Here is a 25,701-nt window from a genome sequence, read left to right as displayed (position 1 = left end):
CGATTATTGCGTTCGTCTCGTGGGCTCGGAGATGTGTATAAGAGACAGGGTGCACCCGGAGCGATTCGAACGCCCGACCCTTTGGTTCGTAGCCAAATACTCTATCCAACTGAGCTACGGGTGCAAAGTGGCGTCCCCACGGGGAATCGAACCCCGGCTACCGCCGTGAAAGGGCGGTGTTCTAACCGCTAAACTATAGGGACGCTGTGGTGGTGCACCCGGAGCGATTCGAACGCCCGACCCTTTGGTTCGTAGCCAAATACTCTATCCAACTGAGCTACGGGTGCACTGTCTCGCAAGACGTTTTGTCTTTCGAGAGGGCGAACTATACCGATACGATTTTTTAGTGTCAACACTTTTGCAGCAATTTTTTTTCCGGACTGATCGGCCGGCTTGGCGCCACTGTTGCAGGCAACACAGCAAAACCACGACGGCTGCATCGGCAAGCGGTGGGGGCGGTGTTAAGATGGCGCGCTTACCCGCCATGTTGCAGCCGGTTGATACTGGTTGTCCGCGCTTTGATGATTATTCCGACGAGATTGCATGCTGTTTGATATTCCCTGGGCGATTGTCGACCTTGAAACCACCGGTGGCCATATCGGCCGCGACCGCATTACCGAAATCGGCCTGATCCTGCTGGATGGCGAGCGGCAGCAGCGTTATCAGACCCTGGTCAATCCCTTGCAGCCGATTCCGCCTTTCATCGAAAACATGACCGGCATCAGCAATGCCATGGTGGAAACTGCCGCGCCGTTCAGTGCCATTGCGGAAGAATTGCTGCCCATGCTGCAAGGACGATTGCTGCTGGCACATAACGTCCGTTTTGACTATGGCTTCTTGCGCAACGAATTCCGTCGTGTCGGCCTGCGCTTGCAAAGCGCCACGCTGTGCACGGTCAAGTTATCGCGGCGTCTTTACCCCCAGCATTTCAAGCACAATCTGGACAGCATCATCCAGCGCCATGGCCTGCAACTGGCGGACCGGCACCGGGCGATGGCGGATGCCGAAGCCTTGTTGCTGTTCCTGCAGGCAGCCTGTGCCGAACTGGGCGAGGCGGCAGTGAAGGAAGCCATCCAGCATGTTCTGGCCCAGCCCGAACTGCCGCCCGGCGTGGATGCCGCATTGGTGGATGACCTGCCCGACCTGCCGGGTGTCTATACCCTGTGGGGCGAGGCCGACCAGGCCTTGTACGTGGGGCGTGCCAGCAATGTGCGCGCCAAGGTGGTGTCGCAACTGGCGCAGGATGGCAAATACGGCAAGCAGCCGGTGATTGGCCGCACGGTAACGCGCATCAGTTGCCAGGAGACGATAGGGGATCTGGGCGCGGCCTTGCTGGAACAGCAGCTCATGCGGCAGCTCAAGCCGTTTTACAACCACCGCAGCCGTCTGGCCAGCGAGGTGTGCTCCATTCAGCTGGATCATGCGCAAGGCGAATTCCTGCGGCCGATGATTGTCATGGCCGAGCAACTGGATTTCAGCCGAACCGCCGATTTGTATGGCTTGTTCCGCAGCCCGAAAGAAGCGCGCAAGGCGCTGGCTGACATTGCCAATGGTCATGCCCTGTGCCAGTCGGTACTGGGGGTGGAAACGGTGACCACGCGCAAGGGCGCGGGCTGTGTGGCGCTGAAGGGCGGGCGCTGCCGGGGTGCCTGTGTCGGGCGCGAAGCCGCGCCGTCACACAATATGCGCTTGTTGCAGGCCTTGACGCGCTTGCGGATCAAGGCTTGGGAATTTCCCGGTCCGCTGGCGGTGGTGGAAACCGATGAAGTCACCGGCAGTGCCATGGAGCATGTGTTCGATCAATGGTGCTATCTGGGCTCGCGCCCGGCAGGGGAGAGCAGTTTGCAGGGCAGCCCGTGCTTTGACATCGACACCTACAAGCTGCTGGATGCCTATCTGAAAAAGCCCAATCCCAACAGCAGCTTGCGTCTGTTGTCCTAGCCACGGGCTGGTTTATTCGTGCATGGCCTGGAAGCCGCGCAAGCGGCTTTCGATGATGCGCGGGTTTTCGCCATTGGCGATGGCCACCAGGCCTTCCACCACCATTTCCTTCATGGCGATTTCTGCTGCCACCAGGTGCTTGAGCTTGTTGGCCACCGGCAGGAAAAACAGGTTGGCCGAGCCTACGCCATACACGGTGGCGACAAAGGCCACGGCAATACCGGCACCCAGCTTGGAGGGGTCGGACAGGTTTTCCATCACATGAATCAGGCCCAGCACCGCGCCCAGAATGCCCATGGTAGGCGAGTAGCCGCCGGCGGATTCCCACACTCTTGCTGCTTGCTTGCGGGCATGCTCGAACATGCCGATTTCCACTTCCATCACGCCGCGCAGTACTTCCGGTTCGGCTCCGTCCACCACCATTTGCAGGGCCTTCTTGGTGAAGGGGTCCTTTTGCTGGGCAACATAGCCTTCCAGTGACAACAGGCCGCCACGGCGGGCAGTCTGGCTCCAGTTGACCACTTCGCGGATCAGTTTTTCATTGTCTTGCGGCGGCGGCTGGAAAATCCACTTGAGCATGCGGATGCCGGCGACAAACTGGCGCGGGGTACTTTGCAGCATGACGGCGCTCATGGTGCCGCCAATGACAATCATGAAGGCAGTCAGTTGCAGCAGGGAGCCGATATTGCCCCCTTCAAGTGCCTGCCCGGCGATGATGGCCGAAAGGCCCATGACAATGGCAATGATGCTGATCTTGTCCACGCTTGATTCCGTTATCGTTGTCTGTGCAAGCAGATGCCTTTACAGCCATTTCAGGCTGCTGACAAAGTTATTTGGTGCGATTGTACTGGACCCGGCAAAGCCGGTCCTTCTGACTAACTGCTTGATTCCGCAGTCCTTCCATCTATTCCCCTTTCTCCCCGCCCTTTCCCTGAAAGGGAGCCTCGCTTTCCTTTCAGAAAGCGAGAATGGGTGTCAAGAGTCCGAGTCTGCATTACAGCCATTCCTTCATTTTGGCCCGGATACGGGCGATCGCCTGGGTATGCAGCTGGCAGACGCGGGATTCGGACACCTCCAGCACCGCGCCGATTTCCTTCAGGTTCAGCTCTTGTTCGTAGTACAGCGCCATCACCAGCTGATCCCGTTCCGGCAGGGTCTTGATGGCATCCACCAGTGCCTGGCGGAAATCCCCGTCAGCCAGCACCTGCAAGGGATTGGGCGCATTGCTGTCTTCGATATTGGCAATGGCGTCGTTCAGGGTTTCGCCTTCGCCATCGGAAAAGTCTTCAAAGTGCACCAGGCTCAGGCCTTTGCAGTCACCCAGCATGCTTTGGTAGTCGTCCAGTTCCACGCCCAGGGCTTCGGCAATTTCCGATTCCAGCGGTGCGCGGCCCAGTTGCTGTTCCAGTTTGTTGATGCTGTCTTCGATTTGCCGTGCCTGGCGGCGTGCCTGACGCGGCAGCCAGTCTTCGCGGCGCAGTTCGTCCAGCATGGCTCCGCGGATGCGCTGGCTGGCAAAGGTTTCAAACTGCACGCCTTGCAGCGGGTCGAATTGCCGCGCGGCATCAATCAGACCGATGATGCCCACTTGCACCAGATCGTCCATTTCAACCGAGGCCGGCAGGCGGGCCATCAGCATGCCCGCCAGTTTCTTCACCAGCGGCAGGTGTTGCTGCACGTCGATTTCCGGGGTGGTAACGGCCGCGGCATAGCCTTTGCGGCGCAAGGACGGCAATGTCATCGTCGTTTGGCTCCATCGGCTTCGGCCCAGTCGCGCGAAGTGGCAATCAGCATGTCCATGAAACCGGTATCGTGGCGCTCTGTTTCCGGGCTGTCCCATTGCGGCAGTACGGCCGCCAGCTGGGCAAAGGCGGCAGCGGCTTCGCTGTCGGGAAAGGCTTCCATCAGTGGTCGGCGTAATGCCTGGCTGCGACGTACGGCATTGTCGGCAGGGACGAAACCGACCCAGCGCAGCGAGACGCTGAGAAATTCGCTGGTGACAGCGGCCAGGCGATTGAACAGGTCGCGCGCTTCTTCCAGATGACGGGCGCGGTTGACCAGCACATTGAAACGCTGACGGCCAAAGCCGCTGGAAAGACGCTTGATGTTGGCGTAGGCGGTGGTCATGGAGTCGGCCGCCGGGCTGAGCACCAGCACCAGATTGTCTGCCACGCTGGCCGGGACCGGGTCGGTGGCGGTAACAGGCACGTCTATCATCAGCACGCTGCTGTCGCGCTCCAGGGCGGCAAACTCGCTGCCCAGGCGTAACCAGAGCTGGGCGGAAAACAGCGCGCGTTCTTCCGGGCGGGCATACAGGTTGATCAACTGGATGCCCTGGCGCGAGGTGGTCATCATTTCATCCAGCCCGCCCACGCTCACCATCTGGCTTTCCAGCGTGGCGGTGGTGGGTGTGCCCAGACGTCTGGCCTGTACCTGGCCCAGGCTGCAGTCCACCACCAGCGGGCGATGGCCGGCATAAACCAGCCCCAGCGACAATTCGGTCACCAGCGTACTGGCACCCGCCTTGTCCGAACCGATAAAAGCATAGCTGGGCGCGCGACCGGACTGGGCTGTCAGGCGGCGCAGGCTGGCGGCCTGATCGTGCATGGCACCATTCATAACCAGCTGGCCTGTGCGGAGTTCATGATGGGCAGTTCATCACCTTGCAGGCTGAACGGCGAGCCAGGCTGCGGTGCGCGCAAGGCCCGGTCCACCAGGAAGGCGGCGTTGGCCGAGTGCAGGTCTTCCGGCACGCGCTGGCCATTGGTGATGTAAAACAGCTTGAGGCGGTTGCGGATGATGACATCCATGCTGGGGCCCATGCTGACGGCTTCGTCAATCTTGGACAGAATGCAGCCTGCCAGGCCATTGCCACGGTAGTGGCGTACTACGTCTTCCAGCGTGTGGCCGTCGGCATTGGCGGCCAGCAGCAGCAGGCGTTCCACCTGGCGGCCTGCGCCACGGAACATTTCGATCTGGCCGGTCACACGCGCATCACGCTGGCTCATGCCGACGGTGTCGATGAATACCAGGTGGCGGTTGGACAGGTCGGCCAGGGTCAGCTGCAGGTCACCTTCGTTCTGGATGGAGAACACCGGAATGCCGAGAATCTTGCCGTAGATACGCAGTTGGTCCTGCGCGCCAATCCGGTAGCTGTCGGTGGTGATCAGCGCCACATGCTGTGCACCGAAGCGCATGGTGGCATGCGCGGCCAGCTTGGCCACCGTGGTGGTTTTGCCCACGCCGGTGGGGCCTACCAGCGCATACACGCCACCCTTGTCCATGATGTCGTGATTGGCATCGGCGCACTTGAGGTTATGCATCAGCGCCGAGCGTGCCCATTTGATGGCGATGTCACCTTCATACTGGGCCGGCATTTTTTCAATCAGCTGGCGGATGAGGTTGGCAGAGAAGCCCATGGCCAGCAGATGCTTGAACAGCTCGATGCGGTTGGGGGTCTTGCCTTCCATGTCCGACCAGGCAAAGCTGGCCAGCTGGCTTTGCAACAGGCTGCGCAGCAGTTTGATTTCATCGCCGATCTGCTTGAGTTCCTGCGCCATCATTTCCGGCTCTTCTTCGGCCGGGGCTGGCGCCGCCTTGCTGCGTGGTGGTACGGCGCTGCCATTGCTGGCCGGGCCGGCAGCCACGGTCTGCATCTTCACCAGTGATTCGGGCACGATGCTGGCCGGCGTGGGCCGTGCCGGAGGCGGCGTTTGCGGGCTGACGTTGAAATTGACCGCTGCACTGTCAGCCAGTGATGGCTCGATGCGTTGCTGCGGGCGTGGGGGTGGAGTGTCGATGCGCGGTGGGGCCGGGCTTTCCAATGGCTCCACCGGCATGGCATAGGTACGGGCAATGGCGCGGTTGGTCGCACCGGCAGCTGGCGCGGGCGGCGCAACCGGACGGCTCACCGCCGGCGCATTGCGGGCCGGGTGTTTGCTGCCGGGGGTGGACAGATTGGTGGCCAGGTTGGCGACGTCTGCATCCGCCACGGCCATGATCTCTACGCCGCCCCCCATTGTCGGGCGATTGGACAAGATGAGGGCGTCGGCACCCAGTTCCTCGCGGACCTGTCTGAGTGCATCACGTGTGGTTTTTCCGAAGAATTTTTTTACCACCATTGTTTATCAGCCCTTGCTTCCCCCAATTACCGCAATTATACGAATGGATTTATTGTCAGGTACTTCATTATGCGAGATCACACGCAGTTGTGGGAGTGCTCTTCTCAAGAATCGTGCCAACAAGGGACGTAAACCCGGTGGCGTGAGCAATACCGGATTGTAACCTTGAATTTCCACCTGCTCGGCCTGTTGTGCTGCACTGGAGAGCAGGTTTTCCGCCAGTCCGGGTTCCAGCCCGCCACCGGTTTTGGAATTGACCGCCTGCGACAGTACGTTTTCCAACGCCGGGTCCAGCGTCATCAAGGGCAATTCGGTTTCGCCGGGGAACAGTTGCTGCACGATCACCCGTGCCAGCGCAGTGCGCACCGCCGAGGTCAGGTCGTCCACATCCTGGGTGGTGCTGATATGGTCGGCCAGCGTTTCCAGAATGGTGCGGAAGTCGCGGATATGAATGCCATCGGTAAGCAGCTGCTGCAATACCTTCTGCAAAATGCCGATGGGAATAATCTTGGGTACCAGGTCTTCCACCAGCTTGGGCGACTCCTTGGCCTGGTGGTCGATCAGCGCCTGGACTTCCTCGCGGCCCAGCAGTTCTGCTGCGTGGGTTTGCAGCAGGTTGGAAATATGCGTGGCCACCACGGTGCTGGAATCCACCACGGTGTAGCCCATTTGCTGGGCTTCCTCGCGCCGGGCGGCATCTATCCATACTGCGGGCAGGCCGAAGGCCGGGTCGGTGGTGGGAGTGCCGGGCATGGTGCCATTCACCCGGCCCGGGTTGATGGCCAGGTACTGGCCGATATAGGCCTCGCCCTGACCGACTTCCACGCCTTTGAGCAGGATGCGGTAGGCGTTGGGCTTGATTTCCAGATTGTCGCGAATGTGTACCGCAGGCACTAGAAAGCCCAGTTCCTGGGCGATTTTCTTGCGGATGCCGCGAATACGGCGCAGCAATTCGCCGTCCTGGGTGCGGTCTACCAGCGGAATCAGGCGGTAGCCTACTTCAAGCCCCAGTGCATCCACATGCTGCACGTCGTTCCAGCTGACTTCGGCCATGGGCTGGTCGGGCGGCGCGGCGGCCTGCGCCTGCTGCTGGCTGGCTTGCACGGCAGCGGCTTTTTCCTTCTTGTCCATGGTCCAGCCCAGAAAGCCCAGCAGGCTGGCAATCAGCAGGAAGGAGAAGTGCGGCATATTGGGAATCAGGCCGATCATGCCAATGACCGCCGCGGTGATGTACAGCACCTGCGGCTTGGCAAACAGCTGGCCGAAGAACTGCTCCGACATGTCCTTGTCGGTGCCCACGCGCGACACCACGATACCGGCGGCGGTGGAGATGATCAGCGCCGGAATCTGGGCAACCAGTCCGTCACCGATGGTGAGCAGGGTGTACGTCTTGGCTGCGGTGCCTGCGTCCAGATCGTGCTGCACCACGCCCACGATCAGGCCGCCGACAATATTGATGATGATGATCATGATGCCGGCCATGGCATCGCCGCGCACGAATTTGGAAGCACCGTCCATGGAGCCGAAGAAGTTTGCTTCCTCCGCAATGGTGGAGCGGCGCTTGCGTGCTTCGTCTTCGCCGATCAGGCCGGCGTTCAGGTCGGCGTCAATCGCCATCTGTTTGCCGGGCATGGCATCCAGGGTGAAGCGGGCCGACACTTCGGCAATCCGCCCGGCACCTTTGGTGATCACCACGAAGTTGATGATGGTAATGATGACAAATACCACGATACCGATGGCAACGTTGTCGCCGATCAGGAAGTGGGCAAAGGATTCAATCACCTTGCCGGCAGCATCCGGGCCGCTGTGGCCTTCCAGCAGGATCACCCGGCTGGACGCCACGTTCAGCGACAGGCGCAGCAGGGTGGTCACCAGCAGCACCGAGGGAAAGGAGGAAAAGTCCAGCGGCTTGCGGACATTGATGCCCACCAGCAGCACGATCACCGACACCGCAATGTTGAAGGTAAAGAACATGTCCAGCAGCACCGGCGGCAACGGCAATACCATCATCGACAAAATGAGGATGATGAGAATAGGGCCGGCCAGCTTGGTGACGTTGAACTGCTTCAACTGGGTGAGGAAATTATCCATCCGTAATTATGGTCTCGCTTTCGGGGCCGCATCTTGCTGGCGTTTGCTTTCCGGGTCAAGGTCAGCCGGGACATCCAGCTGGTCCGGGAAAACCGGTGCCAGCCCGCCATTGTACTCGTAGGCTTTCAACTGGTAGACATAGGCCAGGATCTGCGCTGCCGCAGTATACAGCCTGGCGGGGATTTCCCGTCCCAATTCGCCATGGAAATACAGCGCCCGGGCAAAGCTGGGTGAACGCATCACCGTCACTTTGTGCTCCTTGCCGGTGGCGATGATCTTTTCTGCCAGCTTCAGCGTGCCCATGGCCACGATTTCCGGCGCCTGCATGCCTTCCTCGTATTTCAGCGCTACCGCATAGTGGGTAGGGTTGGTCACAATCACGTTGGCCTTGGGGATTTCCTGCATCATGCGTTTGCGTGCGGCTTCGCGCTGCAACTGGCGAATGCGGCCCTTGACCTCGGGCGAGCCTTCCATTTCCTTGTATTCCTGCTTGATCTCTTCCTTGGTCATGCGCAGTTGCTTGTGGTAGTTCCACAGCTGGAATGGCACGTCGATCACCACCAGCATCAGCATGGCGGCGGTGACGATGAAAAAGGTGGTGATCAGCATGTCGGTCATCTTGAGGATGCCCGCTTCCAGCGGCATGGTGAGCAAACCCAGGATGTCGGTGCGCTCGCGCCAGATGATCCACACGGCCACACCGCCAATCAGCATGCTCTTGAGAATGGCCTTCAGGCCTTCGGTGGCGGAATTGAGCGAGAAGATGCGCTTGATGCCGCTGGCCGGGTTCAGCTTGGTCAGCTTGGGTTCCAGCGGTGCCAGGGTGAAGTTCCAGCCGCCGATCAGGATGGGCGTGGCCACCGCCACGATGGCCAGGCCGCCAAAAATGGGCAGCAACTGCCACAGCATGCCGAACATGGCTTCCTTGAAGCGGATGATGGCCGGCTCGGCCTGGGCTACCGTGTGCTGATCAAAAATCAGCAGCTGCTTCATCATGACCATGATGGCCGTGCCCAGCTTGCCTCCCAGCGTCATCAGCAGGGCGACTCCGGTCATGGTGACGGCGAAGGTGGACAATTCCCGCGAGCGCGGAATATTGCCATCATCCCGCGCGGTTTGCAGCCGTTTGGCTGACGCGGGTTCGGTCCGTTCGAGATCGGAATCTTCTGCCATTGAGCCCCTGTTTTCTGACGTTGTATTTTAAAGCGGATGGTAGCGTATGCCGGGGGCGGCAGGCCAGCCCCTTTTGCCATATGGGTATTGGCTTTGCCGCTGGGAAGGGCTGTGCTGTGCAGCGCCAGCTCAGGTACAATCCGCAGATTGAACTTGATGGATGGCAGCATGAAACAGTACCTCGACCTGATGCGCCATGTGCTGGAACATGGCCATGACAAGTCCGACCGCACCGGCACCGGCACCCGCTCGGTGTTTGGCTACCAGATGCGCTTCGACCTGCAACAGGGATTTCCGCTGGTCACCACCAAAAAATGCCACCTGCGTTCCATCATTCACGAATTGCTGTGGTTTCTGACTGGCGATACCAATATCCGTTATCTGAAGGAAAACGGGGTTTCCATCTGGGATGAATGGGCCGATGAAAACGGGGATCTTGGCCCGGTGTACGGTTACCAATGGCGTAGCTGGCCCGCTCCGGATGGCCGCCATATCGACCAGATCAGCAATGTGGTGGAGATGATCAAGCGCAATCCCGATTCGCGCCGCCTGATCGTGTCGGCCTGGAACCCGGCGCTGGTGGACGAAATGGCACTGCCGCCTTGCCACAGCCTGTTCCAGTTTTATGTGGCGGACGGCAAATTGTCCTGCCAGCTGTATCAGCGCTCGGCCGATATTTTCCTGGGCGTGCCCTTCAATATTGCCTCTTATGCCTTGCTCACCATGATGGTGGCACAGGTGTGCGGCCTCAAGCCCGGTGATTTCGTGCATACGCTGGGTGATGCCCACCTGTACAGCAACCACCTGGAGCAGACCCGTCTGCAACTGAGCCGCGAACCACGTCCGCTGCCGCAGATGAAGATCAACCCGGCCGTGACCGACCTGTTTGCCTTCACCTTCGATGACTTCACGCTGGAAGGTTACGACCCGCATCCGCACATCAAGGGAGCTGTAGCCGTATGAGCAAGCCTGTACTGACCCTGGTGGCAGCCAAGGCCCGCAACGGCGTGATCGGCATCAACAACACCTTGCCCTGGCATTTGCCGGAAGACCTCAAGCACTTCAAGGCGGTGACCCTGGGCAAGCCGGTGCTGATGGGCCGCAAAACCTACGACTCCATCGGACGCCCTTTGCCAGGGCGGCGCAATATCGTCATCACCCGCCAGTCAGACTGGCAGGCCGATGGCGTTGAGGTGGCGCATTCGCTGGAACAGGCGCTGGAAATGGCCGATGGTGTGGCGGAAGTCTGCCTGATTGGCGGTGCTGATTTGTATCGTCAGGCGATGGCATTGGCAGATGCATTGCGGCTGACCGAGATTGATGCCGATTTTGATGGCGACGCCTGTTTCCCGGAGGTGAGCACGGCTGATTGGCAGGAAGTGGCGCGTAGCAGTTTCACCAGCGACAAGGGGCTGCAGTATGCCTTTGTCGATTACCAGCGCAAGCCGGGCTGAATGGTAGCCATGCCAAGCAAAAGGCCGCTCGGTGAGCGGCCTTTGTTATTTATAAGTTGAGCAGTGTTCAGGAAGTGCTACCAGCAAGCGCCTCTGCAGATTGCTGGGCCAGCTTGCTGTAGTCCTGGCCGAATTCAGCCACCATGATGCGCAGGCGGGTGGTGTCACGGGCAATGATGGTCTTGAGCAGGTCATCCAGAAACTGCTGGGTGCGATCCATCTGCGAACGACCGGCGCGCAGGATGGCATACAGGCAGCGCTGAGTGAGCGGCAGCAAGTCTTGCAAGGTGGCGCTCATGTAGCGATTGCTGGAGAAGTCGTACAGCGCGCGCAAGAATTCCACGCCGCAATCGAAGTAGGCTGGCATGTCATCCTTGCGATGGCATTCGTCCAGCGTGGACATCAACTCGAAAAAACGGGCCAGGTCGTCGTTTTTCCAGTTGCTGGCCAGATTGCATACCACGCGGTCCAGCAACATGAACCACAGTTCGAAAAAGTCGCGCACGTCGTTGCTGGAAATGCTGGACACCATGGCACCGCGCCGCGGGTAGATTTCCACCAGGTGACGGCGTTGCAGGATCAGCAGCGCTTCGCGCACCGAGCCACGGCTGACTTCCAGCTCGGCAGCAATCCGCAATTCCTGAATCCGTTCTCCCGGTGCCATTTCACCCTGGATGATTTTTTTACCGAGGTATTGGGCGATTTGCTCGGTGAGCGAATCGTTCGCCTTGAACGTCATCAGTGTCTCCATTATCGAATATTATTATTTTCATATATATTGGCTGATTCGGCAATTGGAATGTGGAATTGTCGGGCAGTCGGTCTGTTGCCTTGCTGGGAGTGTGCCATGACAACTGTTGCATTTTGTCGCGCATCCAGTCCGGTATCAGGGAAATCCCTTGTACAGTTTTCTGTTTTGGTTTTATTATTCGAACGCTTGTTTGAAAATCGCTGACACGAGGAATGGGGCTTTCAAACGCGTACTTGGGCAGGCAGTGCCACGTGTGTGCGGCAATGTGTGTTCTCGTAATCTAGCGGGTTGTTTACCGGTCCTGGACCGGGGGATGATTGGGGCCTTCGCTGCGGCGAAGGCCTTTTTTTATGGCCTGCCTCCTGGCGCTGTGCTTCAGGCAAAAGAAAACCCCTGCCGGCATGAAGCAGGGCAGGGGTGCGCTAATCTGCTGTAACAGCGCGGATTACGCGATGGCGCGGCGAGTGGCCATCAGGTAGTTCACCTGGGTGTCATCTCCCAGCGCATAGATGCGGGTGAGCGGGTTGTAGCTCATGCCGCTGACGTTGCTGATTTCCAGCCCGGCATTGCGCGCCATGCGCGACAGCTCGGACGGCTTGAGGAAACGCGCATATTCATGCGTGCCGCGCGGCAGCATGTTGAGCACGTATTCAGCACCGACTACCGCCAGCAGGTAAGCCTTGGCATTGCGGTTGAGGGTGGAAAAAAACACCCAGCCACCCGGTTTCACCAGGCGGGCACAGCTGCGTACCACGCTTTCCGGGTCCGGCACGTGTTCCAGCATTTCCATGCAGGTCACCACATCAAAACTGCCGGGCGCTTCGTCGGCCAGATCCTCCACTGCAACACAGCGGTATTCGACGCTGACACCGGATTCCAGACTGTGCAGCTGGGCCACTTTCAAGGACTTCCTGGCCAGGTCGATACCAGTCACCTGCGCGCCGCGCTGTGCCATGCTCTCGGCCAGAATGCCGCCGCCACAGCCCACGTCCAGGACTTTCAGGTCCTTGATGCCGGCAAAGTCATCGATATAGTCCAGTCGCAGCGGGTTGATTTCATGCAGCGGCTTGAATTCGCTGTCCTTGTCCCACCACTTGTGGGCCAGCTGACTGAATTTGTCGATTTCCAGATCGTCTACATTGCTCATTGCTTACCTCGCCAGAATACGTTTGCGCCAGTCTTCACCGCGCGCCTTGAGATCTGCTTCGTCCAGGGTGGTCAGCTGACGCTGGGCGAGCAGGGCACGGCCCTTGACCCAGACGTGGCTGACCTGTTCGCGCCCGGCGGCATAGACAACATGCGATACCGGGTCGAAAGCCGGCGCGGTTTCCAGTGCCGACAGGTCGATGGCAATCAGGTCGGCCTGTTTGCCCTGTTTGACCGAACCCACCTTGTCGGCAATGCCCAGTGCCTTGGCACCATTAAGGGTAGCCATGCGGATGGCGGTGGCGGCCGGCACTGCGGTCGGGTCCAGCGTACCTACCTTGGCCAGCAGGGCGGCCAGACGGGTTTCGGACAGCATGTCCAGCTTGTTGTTGGAGGCAGCGCCATCGGTGCCGATGCCAACATTGACGCCAGCTGCCAGCAATGCCGGAACCGGGGCAATGCCGGAGGCCAGCTTCATGTTGGACGCCGGGTTGTGGGCAATGGAAATGCCATGACGTGCGGCGGCTTCAATTTCTGCGCTGTCCAGATGCACCATGTGTGCGGCAATCAGTCGCGGAGTGAGCAAGCCCAGTTTGGCCAGACGGGCCAGCGGACGTTGCTGGTGTTCTGTCACGCTGCCGGCCACTTCGTCGGCGGTTTCGTGGATGTGGCAGTGAATCAGCATGTCTTCACGCTCGGCCAGCTCCACCACCTGGCGGAAAGTGTTGTCGGACACGGTATACGGTGCGTGCGGGGCAAGGGTGAAGGTAATCAGCTCTTCGCCCAGGAAGGCCTTGCGTTCTTCCATGCCCTTGCTGATGTATTCCCCGGCGTTGCTGCCGTAGTTGGTGGGGAACTCCAGGATGGAACAGCCTACAAAGGTTCGCATACCGGAAGCCAGGCCGGCGCGGGCCATGGCGTCATGGTAGAAGTACATGTCGTTGATGGTGGTGGTGCCACCGCGAATCATCTCCGCCATGGCCAGGCTGGCGCCATCGAATACGAAGTCATCGCGCACATGTTTGCCTTCTGCCGGCCAGATGTGGTTGTTCAGCCAGTCCATCAGTGCCTTGTCGTCGGCCATGCCGCGCAACAATGTCATGGCGGAGTGGCCGTGCAGGTTGATCAGACCGGGCATCAGCACATGGTTGTCCAGCGTGATGGTTTCATCCGCTTGCAGGCCGCCACACTGGGCGATCGGCAGGATCTGGGCTATGCTGCCATCCTTGATGGCAATGGCATGGTTTTCCAGAACCTCGCCATCGTTTTCTACGGTAATGATCCAGCGTGCTGAAATAATAGTGTCATAGTGCATGTGTGACATCAGGCCAATCCTGCAGAATTCGGAATGGCTTGGATTGTAGGCTGCTGCCATGGGCATGGCAAATTGACCATGGGCTGTCTCGCTGCGTTGCAGAAACTGTCGTTGTGCAGAAAAAATCGCTTATAACGGAATCAGGTCTGACTTATCATGCGTGCATTCCCCGCATGCTTTGTCATCATTAGTTTTTTGCATCATTGAATGTTTGAATATTGCCGGCGGATGTTCCGCGCCATTAACGCATTTTGATTATCAAGACCAATGGCATCCCAAGAAGATAAAAACCCTGTCACCTCCAGTTTGTCACTGCGCGCGGTCTTTTTGATCGCCGTGGTACTCGGCTTGCTCATTCCCGCATCCATCATCAGTTATCTGAGTATCAACATTCAGCGCGATAACCTGACGGCACAACTGGAAACCGACGAAAAGCGCTTGCTGGACATTGTTGCGCTGGGCATGCAGGAGCCATTGTGGAACCTGAGCCGCCAGGCCGGCAGCCCGTTGATTTCCTCGGTGATGGAGGATGCACGGGTGGTGTCCATCCGCGTGACCGATACCCAGTCCAACCAGGTATTCCTGTCCGCCTTGCGCAGCGAGCGCCGCGTGGGCGGCGTGTCTTTCGTGCAGAAGCCGGTGATTTACCGTGGCGAGGAAATCGGCCAGGTGACGCTGGAATTCGATACCGAACATCTGGCCAATGCCCTGCACAACCAGGTCAAGAACATCCTGCTGATTCTGGTGGCGCAGCTGGTGCTGTCCATCCTGCTGATAATGAGTATTTTGCATTCCCGCTTCCTGCGCCCGATGCACAGCCTGACCGAGCAGGCTACCCAGCTGGCCGAGCTCAAGCTGGAGTCGCCATTCTACTGGGCAAGGCGTGATGAAATCGGCAAGCTGGGCAAGCATCTGGAATGGACCCGCTCTGAACTCAAGCGCCTGATTGACGAGCTGCGTGCCAAGACGCTGGCGCTGGAGGCCGACATTTCGCGCCGCCGTGAAGTGGAAGATGCGCTGCGTCGCTCGGAAAACAAATACCGCGAGCTGTTCTGGTCCAACCTGGACGGTATCGTCATCAGTTCGCTGGACGGCCAGGTGATGGATGCCAACCCGGCCTTCCTCAATCTGATGTGCTACAACCTGGACCAGCTCAAGCAGCAGAACTTCTGGTCGCTGGTGGGGCAGGAGAGCGAAGCGCTGGAGCGTTTCAATCTGGACAACAAGGTATTGCGTTTCGGTTATTGCGACGAATTCGAAGCGGTGTACATGAACCGCTTTGGCAACCATGTGCCGGTCAGCGTCAAAACGGTGGCCATGCGTGACGCCTTCGGCCGCATCAATGCGGTGTGGCGCATGGTGCGCGACATTTCGGAAAAGCGCGCAGCGGAAGAACGGGTGCAACTGGCGGCCAAGGTGTTCGAGAACACCGTGGAGGGCATCATGATCACCGACAGCGAAAAACGCATTCGCAGCGTCAACAAGGCCTTTACCGAAATCACCGGTTATTCGCAGCAGGAAGTACTGGGTCAGAAAACCAGCATCCTGTCCTCCGGCCGTCATGATGATGCCTTCTACACCACCATGTGGCAGGCCATTGATAATCAGGGCTCATGGCAGGGTGAAATCTGGAATCGCCGCAAGAATGGTGAAATCTATCCGGAATGGCTGGCCATCAATGCCGTGCGTAACCCCTTGTCGGAAATCACGCACTATGTGGCCATTTTCAGTGATCTGACCGAACGCAAGGCAGCAGACGAGCGCATTCAGTTCCTGGCGCACTTCGACGTGCTCACCAGCCTGCCCAATCGTGCGCACATGCACGACCGGGTGGAGCTGGCCATTCATAATGCCTGCCGCGACAACGAGCAGATGGCCTTGCTGCTGCTGGACCTGGACCGCTTCAAGACCGTCAACGAGTCGCTGGGGCATTCTGCCGGGGACATCCTGTTGCAGGTGGCGGCCGACCGCATCAAGTCTTCCCTGGCGGCGGGCGAGACGGTGGCGCGTCAGGGCGGGGACGAGTTCATCATCCTGCTGCCAGCCATTTCCGACCCCAGCGAGGCGGCACTGGCAGCCGAGCGTATCCGTGAATCGTTTGGTGCCTCGATCGAACTGCACAATCACACCATCACCATCACGCCTTCCATCGGGATTAGCGTGTACCCGGACGATGGCCGCGACTTTGAAACCCTGGTGCGCAATGCCGATGCGGCGATGTACCACGCCAAGTCGTCCGGTCGCAACAGCTACAAGTTCTACACTGCCGACCTCAATGCTCGCGCGCGCGAGATTCTGGCCATTGAAAGCCAGCTGCGCTTTGCGCTGGAGCGTAACGAGTTCATCCTGCATTACCAGCCACAGGTCGCCATGGCCGATGGCCGCATTACCGGTGCCGAGGCGCTGATCCGCTGGAATCACCCGTCACTGGGTATTCTTGGCCCGGCACGCTTCATCGAGGTGGCCGAGGAGCGTGGCTTCATCGTGCAGATTGGTAACTGGGTGATTCGCGAAGCCTGCCGTCAACTGGCGCTGTGGCATGACCAGGGCCTGCCCAAGATGTCGCTGGCCATCAATCTGTCCGCCTTGCAGTTCCGCCAGCAGGATCTGGCCGAGGTACTGGAGAAGGCGCTCAGCAGCCATGGCCTGTCTGCCGACATGCTGGATGTGGAAGTGACCGAAAGCGTCATCATGGAAGACGTCACCAGTACCTTGCAGGCCATCGACAGCATCAAGGGCATGGGTTTGCAGCTGTCGATTGATGACTTTGGTACCGGCTATTCCAGCCTGTCTTACCTCAAGCGCTTCAAGGCCGACAAGCTGAAGATCGACCGCTCCTTCGTGCGCGACATCCCGAATGATCTGGACGACTCGGCCATTGCCCGTGCCATCATCAATATGGCCAAGAACCTGAACATGCAGGTGGTGGCTGAAGGAGTGGAAACGATAGACCAGTGGCACTTCCTGAAACAGGAAGGCTGTGACCTGATTCAGGGCTATCTGCTGGCCAAACCGATGCCGCCAGAAGAGTTTGCCGGCTTGCTGGCCAAGGGAACGTTGCTGCCGGGCGAGTAAGCCTGCCTGCAGTTGTGATAAAAAAACCGCAAGGAATGTTCCTTGCGGTTTTTTCATTGCCTCTTAGAAGGCGTAACCGATGCCCACGCGGTAGATGGAGTTCTTGGTTGTGCTGTTGGGCTCGTAATAGCCATAGCTGCTCAGATCGCTGATGCCATACGAGTAGCTTTCGTGGCTGTAGCTGATCTTGCCATGGAAGCGCTGGCTGAAAGCATAATCGGCGCCTACACCGTAGCGCTTGAAGGAGGAGTTGCCCAGCGTGGCTTCTGGCAGCGTGTAGCTATTGGTGCTGATTTTCGACTGGAAGGTACGGCCATAAAACAGATCCGCATTCAGGACCAGCTTGCTGACCGGTGCCACCTGCAACAGCATGCCCAGTCCACCGTAGTTATGGCTGTAGGTTTCATCCTGGGTGGCAGACAAGCCACGTTCCCAGCGGTGGTGACCCAGTTCGACATAGGGGGTCAGCATGGTCTGCCTGGACAGACTGAAGCCCTTGCCGTAGCGGGCGCTGTAGTTGTAGATGTGAGCCGTGCTGCTTGATTTGAGCGAACCGTAACCGCCATTACTGTGCTGGAGGGATCCCACATAGTCGGTGTTGCCGTTGCTGTAATTGAAGTCGAACTGCAGGTAATCATTCCCCAGCGCCCAGTCAGACATGGATGTGGCGCTCAGGCCAAAACCGGGGATATTGCCGTTTTCGGTATCTGCGAGTCCCGGAGCAGAGCCATGGCTGCCGCCTGTTTCCGCATAGTCCATTTTGGTGTTTTGCAGATAGAGGCTGTACTGGTTATTGGCCGCGAGAATGTCGGTATTGCCCGTCAAACTTTTGGCGGCAAATGCCGGGGTGATCAGACAGACGGCAGAACAGGCAGCAAGGGTAGTGTGCAGAATGCGCATACGGATGATTCACTTTCGGAGTTGGCTTGATTTCTGGATCGGCATTGTAAAAACCAATGACATGCACAAGAAAGCAGTGTCTGGTCAGGCTTTATTGTGAATTGACATGCATAACATTGGTTTTTAAACCAATGGCATTTTATGTTGATTGCCATGGTCTATTCAATTGTTACGATCCAATTTGCACAAATAAAAAAATGGCCTTGTCGGATAACAAGGCCATTTGCACTTTCTGCAGGGCTAAGACTGCTTATTCGGGGCGCATCTGCGGGAACAGGATAACGTCGCGAATGGACGGGGCGTCGGTCAGCAGCATCACCAGACGGTCGATGCCGATGCCGCAGCCACCAGTCGGCGGCAGGCCGTATTCCATGGCGCGGATGTAGTCGGCGTCATAGTGCATGGCTTCGTCGTCACCGGCGTCCTTCTGGGCCACCTGGGACATGAAGCGGGCGGCCTGGTCTTCCGGATCGTTCAACTCGGAGTAACCGTTGGCGTGCTCGCGGCCCACGATGAACAGTTCGAAGCGTTCGGTAATGGACGGGTCAGCATCGGAACCACGGGCCAGAGGGGACACTTCCACCGGGTAGTCGATGATGAAGGTCGGGTTCCACAGCAGGCCTTCGGCACATTCCTCGAACAGGGCCAGTTGCAGGCTGCCCAGGCCCGGTGCCGGCGGCAGCTTGCCACCCAGGCGCTTGATTTCGCTGGCAACCCAGGCGGCATCAGCCAGTTGTTCGTCGGTGTACTGCGGGTTGTAGTGCTTGATGGCACCAACAATGGTGAAGCGGTCGAACGGTTTGCCCAGTTCCACTTCCTTGCCGTTGTAGCTGATGGTGGTGCTGCCACACACGGTTTCGGCACAGCGACGGATGATGTTTTCGGTCATCTCCATCATGCGTTGGTAGTCGCTGTAGGCTTCGTAAAACTCGATCATGGTGAACTCGGGGTTGTGGCGTGTGCTCATCCCCTCGTTACGGAAGTTGCGGTTGATCTCGAACACGCGTTCCAGACCACCAACCACCAGACGTTTCAGATACAGTTCCGGCGCAATGCGCAGGTAGAGCGGCATGTCCAGCGCGTTGTGGTGAGTCACGAAGGGTTTGGCCGTGGCACCGCCCGGGATGGGGTGCATCATCGGGGTTTCCACTTCCAGATAGCCTTCGCTCACCATCACGTCGCGGATCTTCTGCACGATCTGCGAGCGCTTGATGAAGGTGGTGCGGCTTTCTTCGCTCATGATCAGGTCGGCGTAGCGCTGACGGTACTTTTGTTCCTGATCGGTCATGCCGTGGAATTTTTCCGGCAGCGGGCGGATGTTCTTGGACAGCAGGCGCACTTCGCTGGCCTTGACGGTCAACTCGCCGGTCTTTGTCTTGAACAGCTCGCCACGGATGGCGATGATGTCACCCAGGTCAAAGTGCTTGAACTCGGCGTGGGCTTCTTCACCGACACCGTCGTTGGCGATGTAAGCCTGGATGCGACCGCTGCCATCCTGCAGGGTGGCAAAGCTGGCCTTGCCCATGACGCGCTTGAGCATCATGCGGCCGGCAACGGCAACCTCGATCTTCTCGGCTTCCAGAGCTTCCTTGTCTTTACCCGCGTGTTTTTCCTGAAGATCCTTGGCAAAGTGGCTGCGTTTGAAATCGTTGGGGAAAGCGACGCGTTTTTCGCGGATGCTCTTCAGCTTCTGGCGGCGTTCCGCCATGATCTGGTTTTCGTCCTGACTCAGGGATGATGCTTGTTCACGTTCAGACATGATGACTCCGTTGACTACTGCGGTAAGGGCGGGGGGCCATTCCCCCGCCAGGCCTCATCGGCCAACAATTAAGGTTTTACGCTGCTGTAATGCAGGCCGGCAGCGCGTGCCGGCCCGGACGTTTACACGCCCTGTTTCAGACTGGCTTCAATAAAGCCGTCGAGGTCGCCATCCATGACGCCCTTGATATTGCCCACTTCATGGCTGGTACGCAGGTCCTTGATGCGGGACTGGTCAAACACGTAGGAGCGGATCTGGTGACCCCAGCCCACATCGGTCTTGGTGTCTTCCAGCGCCTGCTTGGCCTCGTTGCGCTTTTTCAGTTCCAGCTCGTACAGCTTGGCACGCAGCATCTGCATGGCTTCGTCGCGGTTGCGGTGCTGCGAGCGGTCGTTCTGGCACTGCACCACGGTATTGGTGGGCAAGTGGGTGATACGTACGGCCGAGTCGGTCTTGTTAATGTGCTGACCACCGGCACCGGAGGCGCGGTAGGTGTCGATACGCAAATCAGCCGGGTTGATGTCGATCTCGAAGCTGTCGTCCACTTCCGGGTAGACGAATACCGAGGAGAACGAGGTGTGGCGACGGGCGTTGGAGTCAAACGGCGACACACGTACCAGGCGGTGAACGCCCACTTCGGTACGCAGCAGACCGTAGGCGTATTCGCCTTCAATCTTCAGCGTGGCACTGCTGATGCCGGCCACTTCGCCTTCGGATACTTCCAGTACGTCTACCTTGAAGCCCTTGCGTTCGGCATAGCGGGTGTACATGCGCAGCAGCATGCCGGCCCAGTCCTGTGCCTCGGTGCCACCGGCACCGGCCTGGATGTCCAGGAAGCAGTTGTTGGGGTCCATCGGGTCGTGGAACATGCGGCGGAATTCCATCTTGGCCACCTTGGCTTCGACTTCTTCCATGTCGGACTGCACGGCGAGAATGGTTTCGTCATCCTCTTCGCTCTTGCCCATTTCCAGCAGTTCGCGGCCATCGGCAATGCTGGCATTGATGCTGTCCAGCACCAGGACCACGTCTTCCAGTTGCTTGCGTTCGCGGCCCAGTTCCTGGGCGCGCTTGGGGTCGTTCCAGATGTCCGGGTCTTCGGTGAGGCGGCTTACTTCTTCCAGACGGTCTTTTTTACCGTCGTAGTCAAAGATACCCCCGAATATCGGCGGCGCGTTCGGCCAGGTTTTCAATCGTGGCCGCGATCTGGTTCAGGACTTCAACTTCAATCATGCTCTTGCTCCAGTTAGCAGTCTGTATTAGTAAATTCAAATATGCTTGGCGGTATTGATCAAACACAAAAAGCGCACCATGCGGTGCGCTTTTCGCTGATCTGGCTAAGTCTTAGCCAAACAGGTGAGCGACAGCTGCGCGCTCTTCTTCCAGCTCGGCCAGAGTGAAGTTCATGCGTTCGCGGCTGAACTCGTCCACTTCCAGGCCTTGAACGATCTTGTATTCGCCATTTTCGCATACAACCGGGAAGCCGTACATCACGCCTTCCGGAATGCCGTAGGAACCGTCGGACGGAATGCCCATGGTCACCCACTTGCCATTGCTGCCCAGCACCCAGTCGTGGATGTGGTCGATGGCGGCGTTGGCAGCGGAAGCAGCAGAGGACAGGCCACGTGCTTCGATGATGGCGGCACCACGCTTGCCAACGGTCGGCAGGAATACGTCACGGTTCCAGGCTTCGTCGTTGATCATGGCTTTTACCGATTGGCCATCGATGGTGGCGAAGCGGTAGTCGGCGTACATGGTCGGGGAGTGGTTGCCCCATACGGCCAGGTCCTTGATGGCGGAAACCGGCTTGCCAGTCTTGGCAGCGATCTGCGACAGGGCGCGGTTGTGGTCCAGACGCAACATGGCGGTGAAATTTTTCGGGTTCAGGTCCGGAGCGCTCTTCATGGCGATCCAGGCATTGGTGTTGGCCGGGTTGCCAACCACCAGAACGCGGACATTGCGGTCTGCGTGGTCGTTCAGTGCCTTGCCCTGAACGGTGAAGATGGCGCCGTTGGCCTCCAGCAGGTCCTTGCGTTCCATGCCTTTGCTGCGCGGACGCGCGCCCACCAGCAGGGCAACTTGAGCGTCCTTGAAAGCGACGTTCGGATCGTCGGTGGCAACCATGCCGGCCAGCAGCGGGAAGGCACAGTCTTCCAGTTCCATCATCACGCCCTTAACGGCGGTCTGGGCTTGCGGCAGGTCGAGCAGTTGCAGGATGACCGGCTGGTCTTTGCCCAGCATTTCACCACTGGCGATACGGAACAGCAGGCTGTAGCCAATCTGACCAGCAGCGCCGGTAACGGCAACGCGAACGGGAGCTTTCATTGGTGGACTCTCCTTTAGATATCCGAGACTGTCTCAAATAGCAGATGTTGCTCTGCACTATAAGTGTGAAGCGAGTGTATCACGGAGTGTAGACCATGTGGGGCTGGAATCCCCATCAGAAATTCTGATATGCTGGTTTTACTCTTGTGTCTTATATAAGACATCCCTTTACGCTTGATTTGTTTGATGATACAAAGCCACTACATGATTGCAAATGCCCCACGTCGACAGCCGCTGTATGTGCAGATCAAGCAGTTTTTACTGCGTCGTATCGCCGAAGGCGAGTGGCTGGAGCATGATGCCTTGCCCAGTGAGTGGGATCTGGCTGATGAGATGTCCGTCAGCCAGGGAACGGTCCGCAAGGCGCTGAGCGAGTTGGTGGCCGATGGCCTGCTTTACCGCCAGCAAGGCAAGGGGACATTTGTTGCTCCGGTGCTCAGTGACTGGGGTAATGCCTTGCTGCAGTCGCCCGGTGTGTTTGACGAAGTGCCGGACCGGCTCAGTTGCGAGTTTCTGGCCATCTCCAGGATGAATGCCAGCGATGACATGGCGGTGGCCTTGCAGTTGCGTCGGCATGCGCCGATGTTCCGGGTGCGCCAGTTGTGGCGCGGGCAGGGCAGACCAGTGGCGCTGGATGAGGCTTATCTGCCTGCCGAACGCTTCGATGGCATGGAAGCGCGCTGGTTCAGGTCCGGTGTTGGTGTGTATGCCACCTTGCAGCAGCGCTTCGGGGTAAGAGTGGTTGAGCGTCGTGAGCAATACCGTGCAGTGATGCTGCCGCGTGAGGATGCCAGCCTGCTTGGCCTGTCCGGGGCGGCACTGGAAGAGCCGGTGTTGAGTATGCTTAGACTGACCTTTTCGTCAGTTGGAGAGAGGGTTGAATGGCGGCAGCGCTACTGCCTGAGTCGGGACCTGGCGCTGCTGCAAAAGGGCTGCTGATGTCGCCTGCCGGCATGCAAATGTCGCTTGTCAGGCAAAAAACGGTCAGTAGCCGGGTGATTTTTGCTAGAATTTCCAGATCATATTGCCCTGCAGCATCGGGCAGCATGATGTTTAAGTATTGAAGGGGACCGCCCGGTTTCTACAAGGGCGGACCTTTCAGGCGGGCTTCCAGACAGGGGCCCGGAGATAACCACTTGGTTCAAATACATCCAAGGAAGCCATATGCAGAAGCAACGACCGAAGCACCTGGATCTGGCCACGATCAGACTACCCATCCCGGGCATCGTCTCGATCTTGCACCGGGTCAGTGGTGTGGCGCTCTTCTTTTCCCTCCCGCTGTTGATCTACCTCCTACATGGTTCGCTCAGTTCAGCAGAGTCCTTTGAAACCTACCGTGCCGTAGTCGCGCACCCGCTGATGAAGATCATCCTCATCGGCTTGCTGTGGGCCTACATGCATCACTTCTGTGCCGGTATCCGTTTCCTGTTCCTGGATATCCATAAGGGTCTGGAACTGCAAACCGCTCGCGCTACCGCCAAGACTGTTGTGGTAGTGAGCCTGGCTCTGACTCTGATTCTGGGAGTAGCACTATGGTAAACCGCTCTGTCATCGGCGCTCACTACGGTTTGCGCGACTGGGTCATGCAGCGCGTGACGGCCACCATCATGGTGATCTATACCGTAGCTCTGGCACTGTTCCTGCTGACCATGCCGTCCAGCTATGCCGGCTGGAAAGACTTCTTCGCGCAAACCTGGGTGCAGGTACTGACCCAGACCACCTTGCTGGCAGTGTTCCTGCACGTATGGGTTGGTATCCGCGATGTGTGGATGGACTACATCAAGCCGACCGGCCTGCGCCTGGCGCTGCATGCCTTCACCATCGTGTGGCTGGTGTCCTGTTTCATCTATTCCGTTAAAGTTGTCTGGGGGCTGTAATGGGCGTACCTGTTCGTCATTTTGATGCAGTAATCGTTGGCGCAGGTGGTGCCGGCATGCGTGCCGCCCTGCAGCTGTCCGAAGCTGGCCTGAAGACTGCCGTTCTGTCCAAGGTATTTCCCACCCGCTCGCATACCGTAGCGGCGCAGGGCGGTGTGTCCGCCTCTCTGGGTAACTCCGAGGAAGATCACTGGACCTGGCACATGTACGACACCGTAAAGGGTTCGGACTGGCTGGGCGACCAGGATGCCATCGAATTCATGTGCCGCGAGGCACCTAAGGTGGTAACCGAGCTGGAACACTACGGCATGCCGTTCGACCGTAACGCTGATGGCACCATCTACCAGCGTCCGTTCGGCGGTCACATGTCCAACTTCGGTGAAAAGCCGGTGCGTCGCGCCTGTGCTGCCGCCGACCGTACCGGTCATGCCATGCTGCACGCGCTGTACCAGCGCAATGTCCGTGCCAATACCCACTTCTTTGTGGAATGGATGGCGCTGGACCTGGTTCGTGATGCCGACGGCAATGTGCAAGGTGTTGTTGCCATGGAAATGGAAACCTCGGAAATCGTGGTATTCCAGGCCAAGGCCACCCTGTTTGCTACTGGCGGCGCCGGTCGTATCTACGCTTCTTCCACCAATGCTTTCATCAATACCGGTGACGGCCTGGGTATGGCCGCACGCGCCGGCATCCCGCTGGAAGACATGGAATTCTGGCAATTCCACCCCACTGGCGTGGCCGGTGCCGGTGTACTGATTACCGAAGGTGTCCGTGGCGAAGGCGGTATCCTGCGTAACAGCGCAGGTGAACGCTTCATGGAACGCTATGCACCGAATGCCAAGGATCTGGCTTCGCGTGACGTGGTGTCCCGTGCCATGGTGACCGAGATCAACGAAGGCCGTGGTTGCGGCCCGAACAAGGATCACGTGCTGCTGGACATCACTCACCTCGACCCCGAAGTGATCATGTCCAAGCTGCCGGGCATCCGTGAAATCTCCATCAAGTTTGCCGGTGTGGACCCGATCAAGGCCCCGATTCCGGTAGTGCCGACCTGTCACTACCAGATGGGTGGCATTCCCACCAACTACCACGGCGAAGTGGTGGTGGCAGGCAAACCGGTACACGGCTTCTACGCTGCCGGCGAATGTGCCTGCGCCTCGGTGCACGGTGCCAACCGCCTGGGCACCAACTCCCTGCTCGACCTGCTGGTATTCGGCAAGAGCTCGGCCAACTCGATGATCGATTTCATCAAGCAACAGCCGCTGGAACTGCCGCAACTTGCTACTGCCGACGTAGAACGTTCGGTTGCCCGTGTAGAGCGCCTGAACAAGCAGACCAACGGCGTGGCTGTCAACGATGCCCGTACCGCCATGCAGCGCACCATGCAGGCACACTGCGGCGTGTTCCGTTTCAAGGACATGCTGGCACAAGGCGTTGAGAAGATTCTGGAAGTGGAAAAGATGGTTCAACAGACCGAAATTTCCGACAAATCCAGCGTGTTCAACATGGCCCGCATCGAGGCACTGGAGCTGGAAAACCTGATCGAAGTGGCCAAGGCTACCATGATCTCGGCCAATGCCCGTACCGAATCGCGCGGCGCACACGTGCGTGACGATGCACCGGATACACCGGAAACCCCGAACGGCCGTGACGATGCCAACTGGCTGAAGCACACCCTGTGGAGCCGCGAAGGCAACCGTCTGGAATACAAGCCGGTGAACCTGCAGCCGCTGACTGTCGACACCATTGCTCTGAAGACACGTTCCTACTAAGGGC

Annotated in this window: 22 protein-coding genes and 3 tRNA genes; 8 read left to right on the top strand and 17 right to left on the bottom strand. The window is 58.6% G+C overall.

Annotation, left to right across the window (positions count from 1 at the left end; translation table 11 throughout):
* Positions 1 to 50: 50 nt before the first annotated feature.
* From JHD62_RS02455 to JHD62_RS02445, 3 genes are all read right to left on the bottom strand, one after another.
* Positions 51 to 124: transfer RNA gene (locus tag JHD62_RS02455), tRNA-Arg, on the bottom strand.
* A gap of 4 nt (positions 125 to 128) precedes the next feature.
* A tRNA-Glu gene (locus JHD62_RS02450) sits at positions 129 to 203 on the bottom strand.
* A 7-nt stretch (positions 204 to 210) separates the two neighbouring features.
* Positions 211 to 287, bottom strand: a tRNA-Arg gene (locus JHD62_RS02445).
* Between the two features lie 256 nt (positions 288 to 543).
* On the opposite strand from JHD62_RS02445, the gene JHD62_RS02440 reads away from it, so the two are divergent.
* The gene (locus JHD62_RS02440; RefSeq protein WP_199101616.1) at positions 544 to 1,941 is read left to right on the top strand and encodes an exonuclease domain-containing protein; all 1,398 of its coding nucleotides are present in this window, start codon (positions 544 to 546) and stop codon (positions 1,939 to 1,941) included.
* A 12-nt stretch (positions 1,942 to 1,953) separates the two neighbouring features.
* Here JHD62_RS02440 and JHD62_RS02435 read toward each other — a convergent pair whose 3' ends face one another.
* From JHD62_RS02435 to flhB, 6 genes are all read right to left on the bottom strand, one after another.
* Positions 1,954 to 2,703 carry a flagellar motor protein gene (locus tag JHD62_RS02435; RefSeq protein ID WP_199101615.1) on the bottom strand — a complete coding sequence of 250 codons (750 nt, stop codon included), beginning with the start codon at positions 2,701 to 2,703 and terminating at the stop codon, positions 1,954 to 1,956.
* A gap of 232 nt (positions 2,704 to 2,935) precedes the next feature.
* Positions 2,936 to 3,682: an RNA polymerase sigma factor FliA gene (locus JHD62_RS02430; RefSeq protein WP_045845596.1), complete on the bottom strand. Its 747-nt coding sequence runs from the start codon at positions 3,680 to 3,682 to the stop codon at positions 2,936 to 2,938.
* Positions 3,679 to 4,548, bottom strand: coding sequence for a flagellar synthesis regulator FleN (locus JHD62_RS02425; protein WP_199101614.1), 870 nt, complete (start codon positions 4,546 to 4,548; stop codon positions 3,679 to 3,681). Before JHD62_RS02425 ends, JHD62_RS02430 begins: the two co-directional genes overlap by 4 nt.
* An 8-nt stretch (positions 4,549 to 4,556) precedes the next feature.
* The gene (gene flhF / locus JHD62_RS02420; protein ID WP_199101613.1) at positions 4,557 to 6,062 is read right to left on the bottom strand and encodes a flagellar biosynthesis protein FlhF; all 1,506 of its coding nucleotides are present in this window, start codon (positions 6,060 to 6,062) and stop codon (positions 4,557 to 4,559) included.
* Between the two features lie 6 nt (positions 6,063 to 6,068).
* Positions 6,069 to 8,153 carry a flagellar biosynthesis protein FlhA gene (flhA, locus tag JHD62_RS02415; RefSeq protein ID WP_199101612.1) on the bottom strand — a complete coding sequence of 695 codons (2,085 nt, stop codon included), beginning with the start codon at positions 8,151 to 8,153 and terminating at the stop codon, positions 6,069 to 6,071.
* A 6-nt stretch (positions 8,154 to 8,159) separates the two neighbouring features.
* The gene (gene flhB / locus JHD62_RS02410) at positions 8,160 to 9,326 is read right to left on the bottom strand and encodes a flagellar biosynthesis protein FlhB (RefSeq protein WP_199101611.1); all 1,167 of its coding nucleotides are present in this window, start codon (positions 9,324 to 9,326) and stop codon (positions 8,160 to 8,162) included.
* Between the two features lie 168 nt (positions 9,327 to 9,494).
* Between flhB and JHD62_RS02405 the strand changes: the two genes are divergently transcribed.
* Both JHD62_RS02405 and JHD62_RS02400 read left to right on the top strand, forming a co-directional pair.
* On the top strand, positions 9,495 to 10,289 hold the full coding sequence (locus JHD62_RS02405; protein ID WP_199101610.1) for a thymidylate synthase: 795 nt from the start codon (positions 9,495 to 9,497) through the stop codon (positions 10,287 to 10,289).
* Complete coding sequence (locus tag JHD62_RS02400) at positions 10,286 to 10,780, top strand: dihydrofolate reductase (protein WP_199101609.1); 495 nt, start codon at positions 10,286 to 10,288, stop codon at positions 10,778 to 10,780. The genes JHD62_RS02405 and JHD62_RS02400 overlap by 4 nt, the downstream gene beginning before the upstream one ends.
* A 67-nt stretch (positions 10,781 to 10,847) precedes the next feature.
* Here JHD62_RS02400 and JHD62_RS02395 read toward each other — a convergent pair whose 3' ends face one another.
* The 4 genes from JHD62_RS02395 to JHD62_RS22475 all read right to left on the bottom strand — a co-directional run bounded on the left by JHD62_RS02395 (position 10,848) and on the right by JHD62_RS22475 (position 14,348).
* Entirely contained in the window at positions 10,848 to 11,519 is a 672-nt protein-coding gene (locus tag JHD62_RS02395; RefSeq protein ID WP_199101608.1) for a GntR family transcriptional regulator, read from the bottom strand.
* Between the two features lie 457 nt (positions 11,520 to 11,976).
* Positions 11,977 to 12,678, bottom strand: coding sequence for a bifunctional 2-polyprenyl-6-hydroxyphenol methylase/3-demethylubiquinol 3-O-methyltransferase UbiG (gene ubiG, locus JHD62_RS02390; RefSeq protein ID WP_045845602.1), 702 nt, complete (start codon positions 12,676 to 12,678; stop codon positions 11,977 to 11,979).
* A 3-nt stretch (positions 12,679 to 12,681) separates the two neighbouring features.
* Positions 12,682 to 13,992: a TRZ/ATZ family hydrolase gene (locus tag JHD62_RS02385; protein WP_370541017.1), complete on the bottom strand. Its 1,311-nt coding sequence runs from the start codon at positions 13,990 to 13,992 to the stop codon at positions 12,682 to 12,684.
* A 200-nt stretch (positions 13,993 to 14,192) separates the two neighbouring features.
* A complete protein-coding gene (locus tag JHD62_RS22475) occupies positions 14,193 to 14,348 on the bottom strand; it encodes a hypothetical protein (RefSeq protein WP_233160540.1) in 156 nt (51 codons plus the stop codon).
* Here JHD62_RS22475 and JHD62_RS02380 point away from each other — a divergent pair.
* On the top strand, positions 14,341 to 17,067 hold the full coding sequence (locus tag JHD62_RS02380; RefSeq protein ID WP_233160538.1) for a bifunctional diguanylate cyclase/phosphodiesterase: 2,727 nt from the start codon (positions 14,341 to 14,343) through the stop codon (positions 17,065 to 17,067). The two genes, JHD62_RS22475 and JHD62_RS02380, sit on opposite strands and share 8 nt — an antisense overlap.
* 63 nt (positions 17,068 to 17,130) lie before the next feature.
* Here JHD62_RS02380 and JHD62_RS02375 read toward each other — a convergent pair whose 3' ends face one another.
* The 4 genes from JHD62_RS02375 to JHD62_RS02360 form a co-directional block, all read right to left on the bottom strand.
* Positions 17,131 to 17,967 (bottom strand): hypothetical protein, encoded by an 837-nt coding sequence (locus tag JHD62_RS02375; protein WP_199101605.1) that lies wholly within the window; start codon positions 17,965 to 17,967, stop codon positions 17,131 to 17,133.
* Positions 17,968 to 18,217: 250 nt separating this feature from the next.
* Complete coding sequence (lysS, locus tag JHD62_RS02370; protein ID WP_045845605.1) at positions 18,218 to 19,726, bottom strand: lysine--tRNA ligase; 1,509 nt, start codon at positions 19,724 to 19,726, stop codon at positions 18,218 to 18,220.
* A gap of 122 nt (positions 19,727 to 19,848) precedes the next feature.
* Positions 19,849 to 20,956, bottom strand: a protein-coding gene (prfB, locus tag JHD62_RS02365; protein ID WP_131355459.1) for a peptide chain release factor 2 whose coding sequence is annotated in 2 segments (ribosomal slippage) — positions 19,849 to 20,871 and positions 20,873 to 20,956 — 1,107 coding nt in all. Because the reading frame shifts where the segments join, the coding sequence is not laid out codon by codon here.
* Between the two features lie 111 nt (positions 20,957 to 21,067).
* On the bottom strand, positions 21,068 to 22,048 hold the full coding sequence (locus JHD62_RS02360) for a malate dehydrogenase (protein ID WP_045845606.1): 981 nt from the start codon (positions 22,046 to 22,048) through the stop codon (positions 21,068 to 21,070).
* A 204-nt stretch (positions 22,049 to 22,252) separates the two neighbouring features.
* Here JHD62_RS02360 and JHD62_RS02355 point away from each other — a divergent pair, with 204 nt between their 5' ends.
* The 4 genes from JHD62_RS02355 (at position 22,253) to sdhA (ending at position 25,697) form a co-directional block, all read left to right on the top strand.
* Positions 22,253 to 22,987, top strand: a complete 735-nt coding sequence (locus tag JHD62_RS02355) for a GntR family transcriptional regulator (protein ID WP_199101604.1) — start codon at positions 22,253 to 22,255, stop codon at positions 22,985 to 22,987.
* 225 nt (positions 22,988 to 23,212) lie between these two features.
* Positions 23,213 to 23,587, top strand: coding sequence for a succinate dehydrogenase, cytochrome b556 subunit (gene sdhC / locus JHD62_RS02350; protein ID WP_045845607.1), 375 nt, complete (start codon positions 23,213 to 23,215; stop codon positions 23,585 to 23,587).
* Positions 23,581 to 23,925 (top strand): succinate dehydrogenase, hydrophobic membrane anchor protein, encoded by a 345-nt coding sequence (sdhD, locus tag JHD62_RS02345; RefSeq protein ID WP_045845608.1) that lies wholly within the window; start codon positions 23,581 to 23,583, stop codon positions 23,923 to 23,925. Before sdhC ends, sdhD begins: the two co-directional genes overlap by 7 nt.
* The gene (gene sdhA / locus JHD62_RS02340; protein WP_199101603.1) at positions 23,925 to 25,697 is read left to right on the top strand and encodes a succinate dehydrogenase flavoprotein subunit; all 1,773 of its coding nucleotides are present in this window, start codon (positions 23,925 to 23,927) and stop codon (positions 25,695 to 25,697) included. The genes sdhD and sdhA overlap by 1 nt, the downstream gene beginning before the upstream one ends.
* Positions 25,698 to 25,701 lie beyond the last annotated feature (4 nt).

Origin of the sequence: Aquitalea sp. ASV11 (genome assembly GCF_016429185.1) — a bacterium.
Classification (GTDB): Bacteria; Pseudomonadota; Gammaproteobacteria; order Burkholderiales; family Chromobacteriaceae; genus Aquitalea; species Aquitalea pelogenes.
The sequence above is the reverse complement of the archived record's forward strand: the minus strand, read 5'-3'. Positions and strand labels throughout refer to the sequence as shown.